This window comes from Salinicola avicenniae (genome assembly GCF_023736115.1).
GTDB lineage: Bacteria > Pseudomonadota > Gammaproteobacteria > Pseudomonadales > Halomonadaceae > Salinicola > Salinicola avicenniae.
In genome coordinates this window covers 233,429-248,629 of record NZ_JAKQZC010000005.1, presented here as the reverse complement: position 1 = coordinate 248,629, position 15,201 = coordinate 233,429, and the positions used below count along the sequence as shown (strand labels likewise).

Sequence of the window (15,201 nt, the reverse complement as noted above, 5' to 3'; positions counted from 1 at the left end):
CGTGATCTCACAGGTCGTGACCCAGGATGACCTGGCAGATCGAGGCAAAGGTTCGCGCTTCCGGTGGATGGTTGAGGTCCATGCCCAGTGCACGGCTGATATCGGAAGCGGAGATCAGACCTCGGATCCGTACCTGATCGCCTTCGCCGGGCTCGGTAATCAACACATGTTCATCGCCGGACGTCTTCAGGGTCTCTACCAGGTCGCCGACGCTGGCATGCGAGACCTTGGCGTAGGAGAGCGCATGGAGGTCGCTACGCGGTGTCTGAATCATCTCGACCGTCACTTCATCACGGCCGATCTGGTGTTTTTGCATCGCCAATGTGATGCGGCGCCCGCCAATCAACTCCCTGGCGTTGACCACACCGGTAAAGTTGCCGCTCGGGCCCAGCAGCATCAACAGTCGTACGCCGGCCTGCTTCATGGTCTCGAGTGCCTGGGTGACGGAGGCACTTGTCGGTAGTGTCTGCGGGCGGTTGACGCTGAAATCGGTCACCAGTAATACCGCCGAGCTCTCCAGCGTGACCCGCTGTGCCTCGGCCACGGGTTGGACGATCCCGCTGACATTGTCGAGATCGTCCAGATGCAGGGCCGTGAAATGAATCTTGGAAGGGTGCGGATGATTAGCCATGGCGAGATCTCCGGAAAAATTCAGGTCGAGTGGAATCCTGCAGCGAGATTGATAAGGACGCGGTCGCCGGAGGCGCCGCCATTCGTCCCTGATATTATAGGTACTGGTGCAGGTCGCCGCGCACGCTATCCAGAAAGGTGATAAAGCGCGTGTCTTTTGGATCATCATGACGATCAGCACGACACCCCATGGCCATGGTCTTTCTGACCAGAAGCTCATCGTAGATGTCGAGGGTGATCTTGGTCGGGTCGGTGTCGGGTGGCGCTATGTCACCGTCTTCCAGCGTGAAGGACTCAAACAGCGTAGCGCGAACGCGGGTCGTTCCGCCCTCGGCCAGCACACGCCGTACGAACAGCCAGCCCTCGCAGGCGAGGTTCTCGCCGTCATCTCGCTGACGCTGGAAAAGCGTACGATAACTGGCGCCTTCCTTGGCACCGCGATCCGCCATGCTGCGGTAGGCTTCGGTGACCCGGGAGGCCATGGCGCGAGATTCGGCGAGCTTGGTGACCGCTGCTCTGTGTTCTCGAGCCAGCTTTTCCTGCCGCTGGAAGCGCAGCCAAAGGCGGTAGTCGGCGTGCAGGGAGGTTGCGTCCATGTCATCTCCTGATGGGCTCGGTAAACGGTGACCTATGATCGCCCATTCTACCAGCCCGTGACCAGCCGTCAGGCAGCCGGCAGGGCGCTGAAATAAATTTCGTAGATGCTAAAGTTCCTCTCTAGGATGCCGATGAGGAAATCGACAACATAAAGCACGTTGGGGCTTAGGCTTCGGGGCTTGGCCGCGTGCTACCACTGAATATCTTTCGCAGAGGCGCACCATGCCTACCATATCGTCACTGGGTATCGGCTCCGGTCTGGATTTGAATTCGCTGCTGACGCAGTTGGAAGATGCCGAAAGTCAGAAGCTGACACCTATTACCCAGCAGCAGCGTAGCTATCGGACAGAACTTTCGGCTTTCGGCCGATTGGAGAGTGCGCTGGGAACGCTGCGGGACACCGTGCGCGAGCTTTCCGATCCGAGCTCCTTCAAGGCCATCAGCAGCGAGGTGAGTGGCGATGCCTTTACGGCTACGACTGACAGCGAGGCGGTGGCCGGGCGTTACCAGGTCGAGGTCTCGCAGCTCGCTCAGGCGCAGACGCTTGCTTCTGGCGGTCAAGCGAGCCGCACAGACGCGATTGCGCTTGATGGTGGCGGGGCAGGTACCTTGACGCTAGCCGTGGGCGGCGAGTCATTCGACATTCAAATCGATGATTCCAACAACACATTGGATGGTATCCGCGACGCGATCAACGCGTCGGATGCTGGGGTGACCGCTTCCATTGTCAATGATGGCAGCGATCAGCCCTATCGGCTCGTTATCTCATCTGAAGCGACCGGCACCGATAGTGCGATCCAGATCAGTTCGACGGATTCGGCGCTGCAGGCAGCTTTTGGCTATGACGGCGACAGTACGAATGCTGGCAACGGTATGTCACAGACCGTGGCTGCACAGGATGCGAAGCTACGTGTCAACGGCATCGATATCAGCAGTCAGTCCAATACCGTTGAGGGCGCGCTGCAAGGGGTCACTCTAACGGTCGATAAGGTGACATCGGGGCCTGAGAGCTTGAGCGTCGCTCAGGACGACGAGTCGATTACCGGTTCGATCAATGCGTTCGTGAAAGCGTATAACGACTATGTATCGCTCGCAGACAGCCTGACCTCTTACAACGCGGCAGAAGATAGTGCGGGGGCACTACTTGGTAACGCCTCGATGCGAGGTATCGAATCACGATTGCGTGGTGCAATGAGTTTCGATAGCGAGCTCGATGGTGTTTTCAACATGCTTTCAGACGTCGGTATCGAGCTGCAGCTCGATGGTACGCTCGAAGTGGATGACGACAAGCTGAATGCCGCAGTGAAAGATAGTAGCGGAGATGTGAGCGCGCTCTTTGCGGGAATTGATCGGGAGGGCGGGTTCGCGGGTCAGCTAGAAGATACCTTGGACAGCATTTTGGATAGTGGTGGCGTGCTGGAAACGGCCACTGATGGCATTGATTCAACGTTGACGCGTCTCGATGATCGCTACGATCGTGTGCAAGCGTCTATCGACGCCACGGTGGAGCGCTACCGATCGCAGTTTCAGCAGTTGGATGCAGTGATGGCTCAGATGCAGTCGACTAGCAGCTACCTGTCCCAGCAGTTGAGCAGTTTGCAGAATCAGTCGAACTAGGCGTGAAAACGAGGTGAGATCATGAATGCTAAGCGTGGTGCCAGTGCCTACGCGCGCGTCGGTGTCGAATCGGCAGTAATGTCGGCCGATCCCCATCGTCTTATCGTGATGTTATTTGACGGCGCCCAAGCTGCGATCAATAGTGCGCGTCTGGCGATCGAAGACGGAAACCGCGCGGCAAAAGGAGCCGCAATTTCCAAGGCTATCGATATCGTCAATAATGGCTTGGCCGCTTCGCTGGACCATAGCCGAGGCGGAGAGATCGTCGCTAATTTGGACCGGCTTTATAGCTATATTGCACGTACTCTGCTCCAGGCTAACTTGCGAGACGATATCTCTAAGCTAAACGAAGCAGCTTCACTCCTTGACAACATCGGCTCTGGCTGGAAAGAGCTACGTCAGCCACCTGCCGCCACGGCTGTGGAGGGGTAATCATGCCTGTTGCGCCTAATCTTCTCGATTCCTATCGCCTCCTTCGAGAAATTGTTGGGGATATGTTGGTGCAGGCGCAACAAGGAGAGTGGGAGGCCTTGATTCATTCGGAGGCGCAGTATCTCGCCACGATGGAAGGAATCAAGCAGCAAGATGCGCTGTCAGTGCTGACGCATACGCAGCGCGAAGAGAAGCAAACCCTTCTTAGGGAAATTCTTGGTCAAGAAGCGCAGACTCGCGAGTTGCTGGAGAAGCGGCGTCTGGAGCTGGGTGAGCTTATTGGCAATTCTCGCCGTCAGCAGGCGCTGGGGCAGGCGTATCAGGCAGGTAAAGGCAATATTGCATCTCGTCTGCGCTCGGTGTCTACCGAGCCCCGTTCGTGAGTGGTATCACGCCTATTCTGGATACACTCCTGCACCAGGTGTTGGGTAAGCGGGTCGACATCCCGATCGCCAAGGATCAACCCGGCCCAGTCTCTGCCGCGACATCGTCTGACGCCGTGCAGCCCTCCCGCAGTGACTCGCGCCTCCACCCACAGAATGACCCACGATTGCTATCAGCGACGAGAACCGGCGGCGATCAGTCGGCGGCGTCGAACGCTACGCCATCCTTACAGAGTGGTGGTCCCTCAGCGCAGGCCCACCTGAGCCGGGCGGCGATGGAGATTGCCGACTTACTGACGCGCTTTCCCTCCGAGCAGTCGATGTCTATTCGGCCTGCACAGCCCTTGATGGCTCAGCCACCGTCGTCCGCAGAGGGGCTCTCTTCGACCCTGGGGCAGAGCGTGCGAGAGAGCGGCGTGTTTTACGAATCTCACTTGTCTCGTTGGCTCGGCGGGGACTACCCGCGTGCCGCCTTGTTGAGGGAGCCCCAAGCATGGTTGGGGTTGACATTCAGGCCGGTGTCTTTCGAAGGCGGAACGCCATCTGGCGCGCCGGCCAATGCGCTGCACGCTTGGGGCCTGTTGTTGGCCCGTTCTCGAGGCGGTCAACAGTCGATGCCCTTGTCACCACCGCCGTTGGCACGCCCCCCGGCGGAAAGAGGGGGGGGCTTATCCGTCGCGCGCATGCTTCCTCCTTTGCCCTTGAGCCCGTTCGAACCCGGATCGTCGTCATCTGTTGTCGCTGACCGGCAAGGTGCTGATGCTTCAGCAATGACTCGGGGCCATCAGCTTTCTCAACATCCTTCCGATGGGTTGCAGAGCCTCGTTCGTCATCAGCTGGAGATGATCGCTTCGCCCGGACTGCGGTGGGAGGGCGAGCCTTGGCCCGGCGTTTCCATGGTGCTTTCGTGGTCCGAATTGGACGAGGAGGGACGAGAGTCTGACGCCGAAAAGCGGCGAGAAAGTGGAGAAGCCGATACTTGGCAGGCGCAGGTTACGATACAGCTACCTAGCCTGGGCCCTATCGAGATCGATTTCCGTGCCGTTCGTGATCAGCCTCTACGCGTTGCTTTGAACGTCGCCGAAACGGCCGTACGTGATCGGCTGCGCAGTGGCTTGGACGTATTGTTGACTCGATTGCAGGCGCTGGACCCCGAGATAGATGTGCGCATTGAAGGGGAGGGAGGGCATGGATAGAGATGCCGAGTCACGGCGCCGTGCGGTTGCGCTTGCCTATAGTGGCGAATCGTCGGACGCGCCCCGTGTCGTCGCCAAGGGTTATGGCGATGTCGCGGAGCGAATTATCGCTCTGGCCGATAGAGAAGGCGTCTTCGTTCACGATTCGCCGGAACTGGTATCCCTACTCATGCAGGTGAACCTCGATGAGCGTATTCCCGAAACGCTCTATCAAGTTGTGGCCGAGCTTCTATTGTGGGCCAATCGAATCGATCGTGAGGCCGCTTTGGAGGAAGGTGAAAGGCTGAATGTATCCCATTCTTAGTGCTGATCGCGTTTTTTGAAGCGTTCCCTCACATTTATTTTCGAATCGGATCTAACTTTTAACAGGCTATCTACCTCCAGATTGTCCTAAAATTCATATAGTTAACGCGAGTCTTGCCTGCGAAGTCGTTGAGCAGCAAGTTACCTATAGATAAAATACGTAACAAAGCTTGCTTTTTTTCATCAAAAAGACGCAAACTAACTCCATCATAAAGCTCTGATGTAATCGCTAGCGCGATAACAGACAGAACCAACCCCCGGCACAGGGGGCAATAAAACCGTACGCAGGGAATCCAAACATGCAATCGAACAGTCTTCTCGACGACATTCAGGACCTCAACCTTTCCTACCTGCTGCTGGTTCAGCGACTGCTGAACGAGGACAGGGAATCCGCGATGTTTCGGCTCGATCTCGATGCCGAGATGGCTGACATGATCGCGGCGCTTTCGATCAAGCAACTGACGCAGCTCTCTCGTACCAACCAGCTGCTTTGCCACCTGCGTGTCAATGACGCCTCCCAGCTGCAGCTGCTGCTACATAACCCGCGTGCACAGGGTTTAGCGCAGACGCATGCCGCCTTGTTGATGGCGGGTGCGGAGCGCACAAGCAGCGCTACGGCAGGGAGGAGCTGAGTCATGGCCGACAAGAGTCTGGTGGGAGAAATGCGGCAGGTACAAATGGCAATCGAGCTGATCGAGCTCGGGGCGCGCCTGCAGGTTCTGGAGACCGAGACCGATCTGAGTCGAGGGCGTTTGATCAAGCTTTACAAGGAAGTGAAAGGAATGTCTCCGCCGAAGGGCATGCTGCCGTTCTCCGCGGATTGGTTCATCACGTGGCTGCCGAACATTCATTCGTCGCTTTTTTACAACATTTACCGTCGTCTCAACGGCGATATCGGTTGCGAACGGATGCCGGCTTTCGTCAAGGCTTACCGACTGTATCTGGAACAGGTGCAACTGGATGGCAATGAGCCGACGCTGGGGTTGACGCGAGCTTGGACGTTGGTGCGGTTCTTCGAGAGCGACTTGCTGCAACTTTCACGGTGCCATAGCTGCGGTGGCGACTTCGTTGCCCATGCGCACAGTCCGACGCAAGACTACGTCTGTGGTATCTGTCAGCCGCCCTCTCGTGCCGGCAAGACGCGCAAGCCGAAGGTGGCGAGTGACGTGCCTGAAAAAACCCTGGAGCCGGTTCGTCGCGCTGCCAACTGAGTTCTCCTTTCCTCATCAAGCGGGCCTGCGGGCCCGCTTTTTTCGTTGTACAGCCTCTGCCAAGAGCACCAATCCCGCCTGATGGGCTCGCTTCATGATTTTCTCATGTGACTACCCTCAAGCCCCGGCAACGCGCTGCCGATAGAACTACCAGTCTGGTCATGTATCGTATTCGGGAGCGCGCTTCGTGTTGATCTTAATAGGCTACATCGTGGTATTGGGTAGCGTCTTCGGAGGCTATGCCGCAATCGGTGGGCACCTGGGAGCGCTGATCCAGCCTGCCGAATTCGTCATGATTGGCGGCGCAGCGTTGGGCGCTTTTATCTGCGCCAACAATGGCAAGGCGATCAAGGCGACCTTGCGCTCGTTCTCCAAGCTGAAGCGAACCAAGCGCTACAATAAGATGATGTATATGGAGTTGATGGCGCTCCAGTATCGTCTGCTGACGAAGGCGCGCCGGGACGGCATGCTGGCCATCGAGCGTGATATCGATGCGCCACAGGAGAGCGCGATCTTCGCCGACTACCCCAAGATTCTCTCTGACCCCATGATCATGGCGTTTTTGACCGACTATCTGCGCCTGATGGTCAGCGGCAACATGGACCCGTTCGAAATCGATGCGCTAATGGAGCACGAGATCGAAACGTTCGAGCACGAGGCAGCGGTTCCTGCCCACTCACTTTCCGCCGTTGGCGACGGGTTACCGGCTTTCGGTATCGTGGCGGCGGTCATGGGCGTGGTCCACGCGCTGGGTGCGGCCGACCAGGGTGCCGGCGTGATGGGACAGATGATCGCACAGGCGCTGGTCGGAACGTTCGCCGGTATTCTGATGGCTTACGGTTTTGTGACACCGGTCGCGCATCATCTCAATCTGCAGGTCAGCGAGGCGACGAAAATGCTTCAGTGCATTCGCGTCACGCTGATGGCCAGCCTCAACGGGTTGGCTCCTCAGCTAGCGGTCGAGTTCGGACGCAAGGCACTGTTCACTGCCGTACGGCCTTCGTTCAGCGAGCTCGAGGAGCATGTGCGCTCCAGTGGGCAGCCAATGCGCGGCACAGGGACCGATAATTCATGAGTGCGGGAGGCGAGCGACGGCCAATTATCGTCAAGCGCAAACGCGTGCAGGCGGCAGGTCACCATGGTGGTGCCTGGAAAATTGCGTACGCCGATTTCATGACGGCGCTTATGGCCCTCTTCCTGGTGTTGTGGATTCTTTCGACGGTCAGCGAAAACGAGTTGGAAAGTATCGCGGAATACTTTCGTACACCGCTCGCTGTCGCGCTAACGGGGGGCGACAGAAATACTGCCAGCTCCAGTGTGATCCCTGGCGGCGGTGAAAACCCTACGAAAAGTGAAGGCGAGGTGCGCCGTGTCGATGTCCGGGAGCAGACCCGCTCAAGCAGTGAGCAACGCAACTTACGATATTTAAGAGATCGGCTTCAAACCGTCATTCACAGCGATCCTCAACTGCGTGAGCTCAGCTCGCAGCTGCGCATGGATTTCTCGCCGGAAGGTTTGCGGGTGCAGATCGTGGATAGTGAAAAACGCCCCATGTTCGAGCTTGGCAGCGATCGCCTCGAACCCTATATGCAACAGATCCTGCAGCGTATTGCGCCGGTGCTCAATGAAATGCCGAACCCGGTTAGCATCAGCGGTCACACCGATGATCTGCCGTACGCCGGTGGCGAAAAGGGCTACAGCAACTGGGAACTGTCGGCGGATCGAGCCAATGCGTCCCGTCGCGAGCTGATCGCTGCTGGTCTGTCACCAGACAAATTGCTGCGTGTCTCCGGCATGGGCGCGCGCGTGGCGCTGCCGGATACCCAGCCTAGCGATGCGGTCAACCGGCGTATCAGTATCGTGGTGCTGGACAATCGCGCGGCTGCCGCCATTCAGCAGCAGGAGCAGAGCACGTTGCCCGCTCAGTCGCCTGACGCCGATGCGCCTACCGATGAGGCCATCCCGTCGACCGACGACATCACGATTTCCACGGCCGAGGAAGCGAATTGAACGTGCTGATCTCGCAAGACTTCTCCTTTAGTCGTTCTTCTATGGCAGGTGCTCATGGACATTGCTGATTTTTACGAAACTTTCTTCGAAGAGGCCGAAGAGCTTCTGGCAGACATGGAACGTCTGCTGATGGAATTGGATGTCGATGATCCGGACAGCGAAGATCTTAATGCGATCTTCCGAGCGGCGCACTCGATCAAGGGCGGCGCGGGCACCTTCGGCTTCACCGTGCTGCAGGAAACGACCCACCTGCTCGAGAACCTCCTGGACAATACCCGGCGTGGCGAGCTCAAGCTGCGCCGAGACATCGTAGATACGTTCCTGGAAACCAAAGATATGCTTCACGATCAGCTGGATGCCTATCGCAACGGCAGTGAACCCGATGCCGAAGCGTTCGAGCGCATCTCGAAGGTACTCCAGAAAATCGCGCTGGAGGAATTGGGACAAGAACCCGTTTCTGCGCCTTCAGAAGCAGCGGCTTCCGCCCCTGCCGAGCCGGAGCCTCAGGCTGTCGTTGAGCCTGCGGCAGCGGTTGATCATGGCGCCTCACGGAAAGTGGCGATCGCGTTGAGTGGCGTTGGTGAGAAGGACCGTGACCTGCTGGTCGACGAGCTTCAGCACTTCGGGAAAGTCCTGTCTCAGTCGGGTAACGCTGAGCGCTACGACGTTGTGCTGGAGAGCACCGAGTCCCTCGAGGATATGGAAGCGGTGCTGTGCTTTATTATCGAGCCCGATCAACTGAGTATCAGTGAGTCTGCAGCCGAGGCATCGCCTGTGGTCGAAAAAGCCCCTGACGTTACGCCTCCGGCAGCAGCCGCGCCGGTCGAGCCGCAGCCAGCGCCCGAGACGCCAGCCACCACCAATTCCGAAACTGTCGAGAGTAAACCGGCAGCACCGAAAGCTGCTCCCAAGGCGAACAAGGCGGCCAAGGGGGCGGAATCCAGCACGATTCGTGTCCCGGTGGATAAGGTCGATCAGATCATCAATCTGGTGGGTGAGCTGATCATCACGCAGTCGATGCTCGAGCAGACGGCCAGCAATATGGAAATCGACTCCCATGGCCCGCTGGTCAACGGCATGAACCTGCTGCAGCGCAACGCGCGGGACCTGCAGGAATCCGTCATGTCGATCCGCATGATGCCGATGGATTATGTCTTTAGCCGTTTCCCGAGGCTAGTGCGTGACCTGGCTGCAAAGTTGGGCAAGGACGTCGAACTCGTTACCGAAGGCAAGTCGACCGAGCTGGATAAAAGCCTGATCGAGCGCATCATCGATCCGCTGACGCACTTGGTGCGCAACAGTCTGGACCATGGCCTGGAAGCGCCCGACAAGCGTGAAGCCGCCGGCAAATCGGCGACCGGTCGCCTGACCCTTTCCGCACAACACCAAGGCGGGAACATCCTGATCGAGGTAATCGACGACGGCGCGGGCCTCAACCGTGAAAAGATTCTCGCCAAGGCGCGCTCCAGCGGTCTGACGGTCGCCGACAGCATGAGTGACGACGATGTCTGGCAGCTGATCTTTGCGCCGGGCTTCTCCACCGCCGAGCAGGTCAGCGACGTATCTGGCCGTGGCGTTGGCATGGATGTCGTCAAGCGAAACATTCAGGAGATGGGCGGGCATGTCGAGATCCTCAGTGAGCCTGGCCACGGCACGACCACGCGAATCGTGCTGCCGCTGACGCTGGCTATTCTCGATGGCATGTCGATCCGTTGCGGCAAGGAAACCTTCTTGTTGCCCCTCAACGCGGTGCTTGAATCGCTGCAGCCTCAGGCCGAGGACATCTACTCCATGGCGGGGGATGACCAGCTGCTCAAGGTCCGCGACGAGTACCTGCCGATCATCACGCTGCATCGGGCGCTCGACGTTACCGGCGCCAAGACGGCCGTGACCGATGCCATTGCCGTGATCGTTCAGGGAGAGGGGCGCCGCTATGCGCTGCTCGTGGACGATCTGGTCGGCCAGCAGCAGGTTGTGGTGAAAAACCTCGAAACCAACTACCGCAAGGTGCCGGGCATCTCTGCCGCCACGATACTCGGTGACGGTAGCGTGGCATTGATCCTAGACATTGCCGATCTCCACCGACTGGATCGGCGCAAGTCCCAGCAGCGTTTTGAAGCGAAACGCACCCATTTACATGAGGTATCGCCAGCATGAGCAATCAACCGAGCGTCGAGGCCGCCATCACCGATGCGGCGAGCAGTGAATATCTGGTCTTCTCGTTGGGCGAAGAGGAGTACGCCGTCGATATTCTCAAGGTTCAGGAGATTCGCGGCTACGAAAACGTCACACGCATCGCCAACGTACCGGATTTTATCAAGGGGGTTACCAACCTGCGTGGCGTGATCGTGCCGATCATCGACCTGCGTCTGAAGTTTGACCTCGAGAATGTCGAGTATGGCGGTCAGACAGTGGTGATCGTGGTCAACGTCGCCGATCGCATCGTTGGTATCGTGGTGGACGGTGTCTCTGATGTGATGAGCCTGACGCCGGACCAGATCAAGCCAGCGCCGGAATTTGGTGTCACGCTGTCGTCCGACTATCTCAATGGTATCGGTAGCCTGGAAGATCGCATGCTGGTGCTTGTCGATATCGAGAAGCTGCTGACGCATGAGGAAATGCAGCTGGTCGAGCGGACTGCCGAGTCAGCCTGATAAAGACGTTGGTCCCCGATACGCTGTCAGCAAGGCCGTGGCTTTCGAGTCGCGGCCTTTCTATTTCCAATGATGTTTTTAGCTAATAAGACTTTCGTCTATATAAGATAAAGGCTATTCCACTACCGGCCGATAAATGGGGAGACGCGCTACCTGTCATCCGCCGATGACGGATACGCGATAACCCCCGTTATTCCTCGAAGAGGTGGTCATGCGCAATTCCGGTGGATGGACGATGCGTCGCAAGCTCTGGACGACGCTGGTACTGATGTGGATCGGTCTGATCCTGGTGGCGGGATGGTCGCTGTACTCCATGCGAGCAAACCTGATGGAACAGCGGGTGCAGAGTCTGGAGTTTTTCATCGGCAGTGCCAGGCAGCTCGTGGATGATTTTGTGACGCGTGCCGAAGCCGGAGAGCTCAGCGAAGAGGAGGCTCAGGCGCGCGCCAAGCAGGCGCTGAGCAAGCTCAGCTTCGGGCCGGATGGCTATCTCTTCGTTTTCGACTCCAACCTCGATATCGTCGAGCATCCCCGGCGAGAGCCAGGCGACAGCATGGCCGACTACCGTGATCCTCAGGGCCTCCCGCTTTACGGCAAACTTCTGGAAGTCGCGGAACAGTCCGGTGGCGGCATCGTGAACTACGTGTCACGGCGTGCCGGCGGCGAGGCGACCTTCGACAAGTTGAGCTACGTCACGCGCGTACCGCAATGGGACTGGCAGATCGCTACCGGCGTCTATCTGGATGATATCGATGCCATCATTGCCGACGGTATCCTCGTCTATCTCGCCCTGATTGCGCTGATCGGCGGCGTGCTGTCGCTGTTCGTGGCCTGGATCATTCGTAATGTCCTCGGGCAGCTAGGTGGTGATCCCGGGCATGCACGAGCGAGTATTCGACAGATAGCCGATGGGGATTTCTCTCAGCCTCTGGTGCTCAAGGCCAATGACGAGACCAGCCTGCTCTTCGCCATCGAAGGAATGCGCCAGCGACTGTCTTCGACCTTTGCCGATATCCGCGCCAGTGCGGAGTGGGTCAATGTCGGCGCCGGCCAGATCGCCACCGGAAACCAGGACCTGGCCGTTCGTACCGATCAACAGTCGGCAGCAATCGTCGAGACGGCGTCCAGCATGGAGGAGTTGACCCAAACCGTGCGTCATAACGCCGACAATGCTGAAGCGGCCAACCAGGCGGCGACCCAGACGCGGGAGCGGGCGCAGCAGGGCGGTGAGATGATGCATGACGTCGAAGCGACCATGGCGCGCATCCAGGAAAGTTCTCGGCAAATGGGCGAGATCGTCGACATGATCGACAATATCGCCTTCCAGACCAATATTCTCGCGCTCAATGCCTCGGTCGAAGCAGCACGTGCCGGCACCGCCGGCCGCGGTTTTGCCGTGGTTGCCGAGGAGGTTCGGACGCTCGCCAGCCGCAGCGCCGAAGCCGCTCGCGAAATCCGGACCCTGATCAGCAATTCCGGCGGGCACGTGGATCGTGGCGCCGAGCTGACCGGCCGCGTCGGCCAGGCGATGGAGGAGATTATCTCGTCAGTCGCCAGTGTCAGTGGGTTGATGACGGAAATTGCCAATGCTTCCCGTGAACAGCGCACGGGGATCGAGCAGGTCAACCTGGCGATTACCGAACTGGATCAGGTTACCGGTCAGAATGCCTCGCTGGTGCAGCAGACCGCCCATGCTTCGCAGTCGCTGGTGTCTCAGGCTCAGCGTCTCGATGCCGCCATGGCCCAATACCGGGTGGCTGCCGGGGACGTTCGTGACGAAGGCCTAGGGCAATGGGCACCTTCCAGTCGCAGCGCCGAGACAGCGCTCGAGCACGCCGGTTGAGAGCCGGTCTCAAGCTGACCTGACTCTTGGCCGATATATAACGTCAGTAGAAGTAGCGCGCCGTGTGGGCTTGGCATAGCGGCGCGTCATCAACAGGGCATAACAACACCAGGAAGCCGCAATGCGAAACAACCAACCGGTGGTCGATCAGGAATTGTCGCTGACGGATGATGACTATCTCATTTCGCGAACCGACCTGAAGGGACGAATCACCTATGCCAACCCCGCCTTCATCAAGGCGAGCGGTTTCAGTTGGGAAGAATTGCTGGGCGCTCCCCATAACCTGGTGCGCCATCCGGACATGCCATCGGCGGCCTTCGCCGATCTTTGGCAGACGCTCGAAAAAGGGGAGACCTGGGCCGGTGCCATCAAGAACCGACGCAAGGATGGTTCTTACTATTGGGTGCATTCCACGGTGACGCCGATCCTCGAAGCGGGACGCGCCGTCGGCTATACCTCCGTACGCGTCAAGCTGGATGCCAAGCGCCGAAAGCTCGCCGAACAGTACTATCCGCGACTGGCCGCGGGACGCCGTCAGGGGGTCAAGCTGGACCGTGGCGAGCTGCGGCCACGGGGACCGTTGGCGGTTGCGCGACGCTTGAGTGTGCGCTCGCTCAAGGGGCGGTTGATCGCCATGATGGCCCTGGCATTCGTCGTGCTCGGTGTTAGCGGTGGCGTGTCGCTGTTTGCCATGCAGACCGATGCCGACCGCCTGCAGAAACTGACTACCGAAGGGCTCGAGGATCTGGCGCGATTGCAGAAAATCGACCAACTGATGGCGCGAGGGCGAGATATTGTCGACAAGCCCGTCAGTAATCCCATGGCCACGGATCTGGCGCCGGTGAACCAGCAGGTCGATGCACTGTTGGCCGAACTGGAGACGACCTGGAATAACTACTACGACACTCGTCCGGATAATCAGACTCCCGCGGCGGAAGCCCTGGCGGCGGATCTGACCCGCTATCGCGAAGAGGGCTTGCAAGCTGTCATGACGTCGCTCAACAGCGGCGATTTCTACCAGTCGTATGTTGCCTACAACGATGTACTGCAGGCGGATAGCGATACCGTCAGCCAACACCTCAATGCGCTGGTCGAGGAGACCCGACGCGAAGGTGCCGAGATGGCGACCAGCGCGCTCAACTCACAGCATGCGACGGCCATCGTGCTGGCCAGCCTGCTGGGGATTGGCGCGCTGCTCCTGCTGCTGCTCGGGATAACCACCATTCGCGCGACGCTGAAGCCGGTCCGCGAAGCTCGCGACTTCGCGCTGCAGATCGCCTCCGGCAACCTGGCTTCGACGTTGCGCCAGCGGGGTAATGACGAAGTGGGTCAGTTGGTGGGAGCGCTCAATGGCATGCAGCGCAGTCTCGGCACGATCGTGGGTGACGTGAATAGCAATGTGGCCGTGGTCAAACCGGCGACCCAGGATATCGCCAGCGGCAATGAGGACCTTTCCTCGCGTACGGAGCAGCAGGCAGCCTCCTTGGCGGAAACCGCCTCCAGCATGGAGCAGATGACCGCAACCGTGAAACAGAACGCCGACAATGCCCGCCAGGCCAGTCAGCTCGCTGGCGGCGCGGCCGACACCGTGCGCCAGAGCGGCGAGGTGATGGGGCAGGTGGTCGATACGATGGGGCGTATCACCGACAGCTCACGCAAGGTTGCCGATATCGTCGGCGTTATCGATTCGATTGCGTTCCAGACCAATATTCTGGCGCTGAACGCCTCCGTCGAGGCGGCGCGCGCTGGCGAGCAGGGGCGCGGTTTTGCGGTGGTTGCCGGTGAAGTCCGCAATCTCGCAAGTCGCAGCGCCGACGCCGCCAAGGAGATCCGCAACCTGATCGATGGATCGACCCAGGAAGTCGAACACGGCGCGGATCTGGTACGACGCGCGGAGAGCTCCATCGAGGAGGTTGTCGGTGCGGTAACCCGTGTCAATGACATTATCAGTGAGATATCCGCGGCGTCGGGAGAGCAGACCAGCGGTATCGAACAGATCAGTCAGGCCGTCGCGCAGATGGATGAAGTGACCCAGCAGAACGCGCAGCGCGTTCAGGTCACGGCGAACTCCGCGACCCGCCTGCGCGCCAGCGTTGAGCATCTGGCGACATCTATTGCCGTGTTCCGACTCGCCGGTAGTGGCGAAGAACGTGTCAGTCGCGACAGCGCGTCTCTGGGCGTGTCGGCCGAGCGACAGTCACCCGTCGGTAACAAGCCCGCGGCGTTGCCGCGCTCCGATCGCCAGCCGGCGACGGATACTAACGAGGAGTGGGAATCATTTTGAAACCCAGTGCTGCTGTCTTCACGGCGCCCGCTGAGGCGGGC

Annotated in this window: 15 protein-coding genes; 13 read left to right on the top strand and 2 right to left on the bottom strand. The window is 59.0% G+C overall.

All coding sequences use genetic code 11. From position 1 onward, the window contains the following. Nucleotides 1-7: 7 nt before the first annotated feature. Together MC381_RS13250 and MC381_RS13245 are read right to left on the bottom strand one after the other, a co-directional pair. The gene (locus tag MC381_RS13250) at nucleotides 8-631 is read right to left on the bottom strand and encodes a CBS domain-containing protein (RefSeq protein WP_251978226.1); all 624 of its coding nucleotides are present in this window, start codon (nucleotides 629-631) and stop codon (nucleotides 8-10) included. Between the two features lie 94 nt (nucleotides 632-725). Continuing rightward, complete coding sequence (locus MC381_RS13245; RefSeq protein ID WP_251978225.1) at nucleotides 726-1,226, bottom strand: hypothetical protein; 501 nt, start codon at nucleotides 1,224-1,226, stop codon at nucleotides 726-728. 223 nt (nucleotides 1,227-1,449) lie between these two features. On the opposite strand from MC381_RS13245, the gene fliD reads away from it, so the two are divergent. The 13 genes from fliD (at nucleotide 1,450) to MC381_RS18290 (ending at nucleotide 15,160) form a co-directional block, all read left to right on the top strand. Beyond that, nucleotides 1,450-2,844 carry a flagellar filament capping protein FliD gene (gene fliD, locus MC381_RS13240; protein ID WP_251978224.1) on the top strand — a complete coding sequence of 465 codons (1,395 nt, stop codon included), beginning with the start codon at nucleotides 1,450-1,452 and terminating at the stop codon, nucleotides 2,842-2,844. 21 nt (nucleotides 2,845-2,865) lie between these two features. Beyond that, on the top strand, nucleotides 2,866-3,276 hold the full coding sequence (fliS, locus tag MC381_RS13235) for a flagellar export chaperone FliS (RefSeq protein WP_251978223.1): 411 nt from the start codon (nucleotides 2,866-2,868) through the stop codon (nucleotides 3,274-3,276). A 2-nt stretch (nucleotides 3,277-3,278) separates the two neighbouring features. After that, nucleotides 3,279-3,659, top strand: coding sequence for a flagellar protein FliT (locus MC381_RS13230; RefSeq protein WP_251978222.1), 381 nt, complete (start codon nucleotides 3,279-3,281; stop codon nucleotides 3,657-3,659). Nucleotides 3,660-3,934: 275 nt separating this feature from the next. Next, the gene (gene fliK, locus MC381_RS18400) at nucleotides 3,935-4,855 is read left to right on the top strand and encodes a flagellar hook-length control protein FliK (protein ID WP_374708175.1); all 921 of its coding nucleotides are present in this window, start codon (nucleotides 3,935-3,937) and stop codon (nucleotides 4,853-4,855) included. Then, on the top strand, nucleotides 4,848-5,159 hold the full coding sequence (locus tag MC381_RS13225) for an EscU/YscU/HrcU family type III secretion system export apparatus switch protein (RefSeq protein ID WP_251978221.1): 312 nt from the start codon (nucleotides 4,848-4,850) through the stop codon (nucleotides 5,157-5,159). Before fliK ends, MC381_RS13225 begins: the two co-directional genes overlap by 8 nt. 298 nt (nucleotides 5,160-5,457) lie before the next feature. Then, nucleotides 5,458-5,790 (top strand): flagellar transcriptional regulator FlhD, encoded by a 333-nt coding sequence (flhD, locus tag MC381_RS13220; RefSeq protein WP_251978220.1) that lies wholly within the window; start codon nucleotides 5,458-5,460, stop codon nucleotides 5,788-5,790. Nucleotides 5,791-5,793: 3 nt separating this feature from the next. Continuing rightward, nucleotides 5,794-6,369: a flagellar transcriptional regulator FlhC gene (gene flhC / locus MC381_RS13215; RefSeq protein WP_251978219.1), complete on the top strand. Its 576-nt coding sequence runs from the start codon at nucleotides 5,794-5,796 to the stop codon at nucleotides 6,367-6,369. Between the two features lie 187 nt (nucleotides 6,370-6,556). Further along, on the top strand, nucleotides 6,557-7,444 hold the full coding sequence (gene motA / locus MC381_RS13210) for a flagellar motor stator protein MotA (RefSeq protein WP_251978218.1): 888 nt from the start codon (nucleotides 6,557-6,559) through the stop codon (nucleotides 7,442-7,444). Beyond that, nucleotides 7,441-8,379 (top strand): flagellar motor protein MotB, encoded by a 939-nt coding sequence (gene motB, locus MC381_RS13205; RefSeq protein WP_251978217.1) that lies wholly within the window; start codon nucleotides 7,441-7,443, stop codon nucleotides 8,377-8,379. The genes motA and motB overlap by 4 nt, the downstream gene beginning before the upstream one ends. Nucleotides 8,380-8,433: 54 nt before the next feature. Next, on the top strand, nucleotides 8,434-10,536 hold the full coding sequence (gene cheA, locus MC381_RS13200; RefSeq protein WP_251978216.1) for a chemotaxis protein CheA: 2,103 nt from the start codon (nucleotides 8,434-8,436) through the stop codon (nucleotides 10,534-10,536). After that, entirely contained in the window at nucleotides 10,533-11,033 is a 501-nt protein-coding gene (locus MC381_RS13195; RefSeq protein ID WP_251978215.1) for a chemotaxis protein CheW, read from the top strand. The genes cheA and MC381_RS13195 overlap by 4 nt, the downstream gene beginning before the upstream one ends. Before the next feature lie 211 nt (nucleotides 11,034-11,244). Continuing rightward, nucleotides 11,245-12,876, top strand: coding sequence for a methyl-accepting chemotaxis protein (locus MC381_RS13190; protein WP_251978214.1), 1,632 nt, complete (start codon nucleotides 11,245-11,247; stop codon nucleotides 12,874-12,876). 121 nt (nucleotides 12,877-12,997) lie between these two features. Continuing rightward, complete coding sequence (locus tag MC381_RS18290) at nucleotides 12,998-15,160, top strand: methyl-accepting chemotaxis protein (RefSeq protein WP_286009747.1); 2,163 nt, start codon at nucleotides 12,998-13,000, stop codon at nucleotides 15,158-15,160. Nucleotides 15,161-15,201: the final 41 nt, after the last annotated feature.

What these genes read in the sequence shown, in the direction of transcription:
- MC381_RS13250 (WP_251978226.1), bottom strand. Translation starts at nt 631, where the DNA reads ATGGCTAATCATCCGCACCCTTCCAAGATTCATTTCACGGCCCTGCAT.
- MC381_RS13245 (WP_251978225.1), bottom strand. Translation starts at nt 1,226, where the DNA reads ATGGACGCAACCTCCCTGCACGCCGACTACCGCCTTTGGCTGCGCTTC.
- fliD (WP_251978224.1), top strand. Translation starts at nt 1,450, where the DNA reads ATGCCTACCATATCGTCACTGGGTATCGGCTCCGGTCTGGATTTGAAT.
- fliS (WP_251978223.1), top strand. Translation starts at nt 2,866, where the DNA reads ATGAATGCTAAGCGTGGTGCCAGTGCCTACGCGCGCGTCGGTGTCGAA.
- MC381_RS13230 (WP_251978222.1), top strand. Translation starts at nt 3,279, where the DNA reads ATGCCTGTTGCGCCTAATCTTCTCGATTCCTATCGCCTCCTTCGAGAA.
- fliK (WP_374708175.1), top strand. Translation starts at nt 3,935, where the DNA reads ATGGAGATTGCCGACTTACTGACGCGCTTTCCCTCCGAGCAGTCGATG.
- MC381_RS13225 (WP_251978221.1), top strand. Translation starts at nt 4,848, where the DNA reads ATGGATAGAGATGCCGAGTCACGGCGCCGTGCGGTTGCGCTTGCCTAT.
- flhD (WP_251978220.1), top strand. Translation starts at nt 5,458, where the DNA reads ATGCAATCGAACAGTCTTCTCGACGACATTCAGGACCTCAACCTTTCC.
- flhC (WP_251978219.1), top strand. Translation starts at nt 5,794, where the DNA reads ATGGCCGACAAGAGTCTGGTGGGAGAAATGCGGCAGGTACAAATGGCA.
- motB (WP_251978217.1), top strand. Translation starts at nt 7,441, where the DNA reads ATGAGTGCGGGAGGCGAGCGACGGCCAATTATCGTCAAGCGCAAACGC.
- cheA (WP_251978216.1), top strand. Translation starts at nt 8,434, where the DNA reads ATGGACATTGCTGATTTTTACGAAACTTTCTTCGAAGAGGCCGAAGAG.
- MC381_RS13195 (WP_251978215.1), top strand. Translation starts at nt 10,533, where the DNA reads ATGAGCAATCAACCGAGCGTCGAGGCCGCCATCACCGATGCGGCGAGC.
- MC381_RS13190 (WP_251978214.1), top strand. Translation starts at nt 11,245, where the DNA reads ATGCGCAATTCCGGTGGATGGACGATGCGTCGCAAGCTCTGGACGACG.
- MC381_RS18290 (WP_286009747.1), top strand. Translation starts at nt 12,998, where the DNA reads ATGCGAAACAACCAACCGGTGGTCGATCAGGAATTGTCGCTGACGGAT.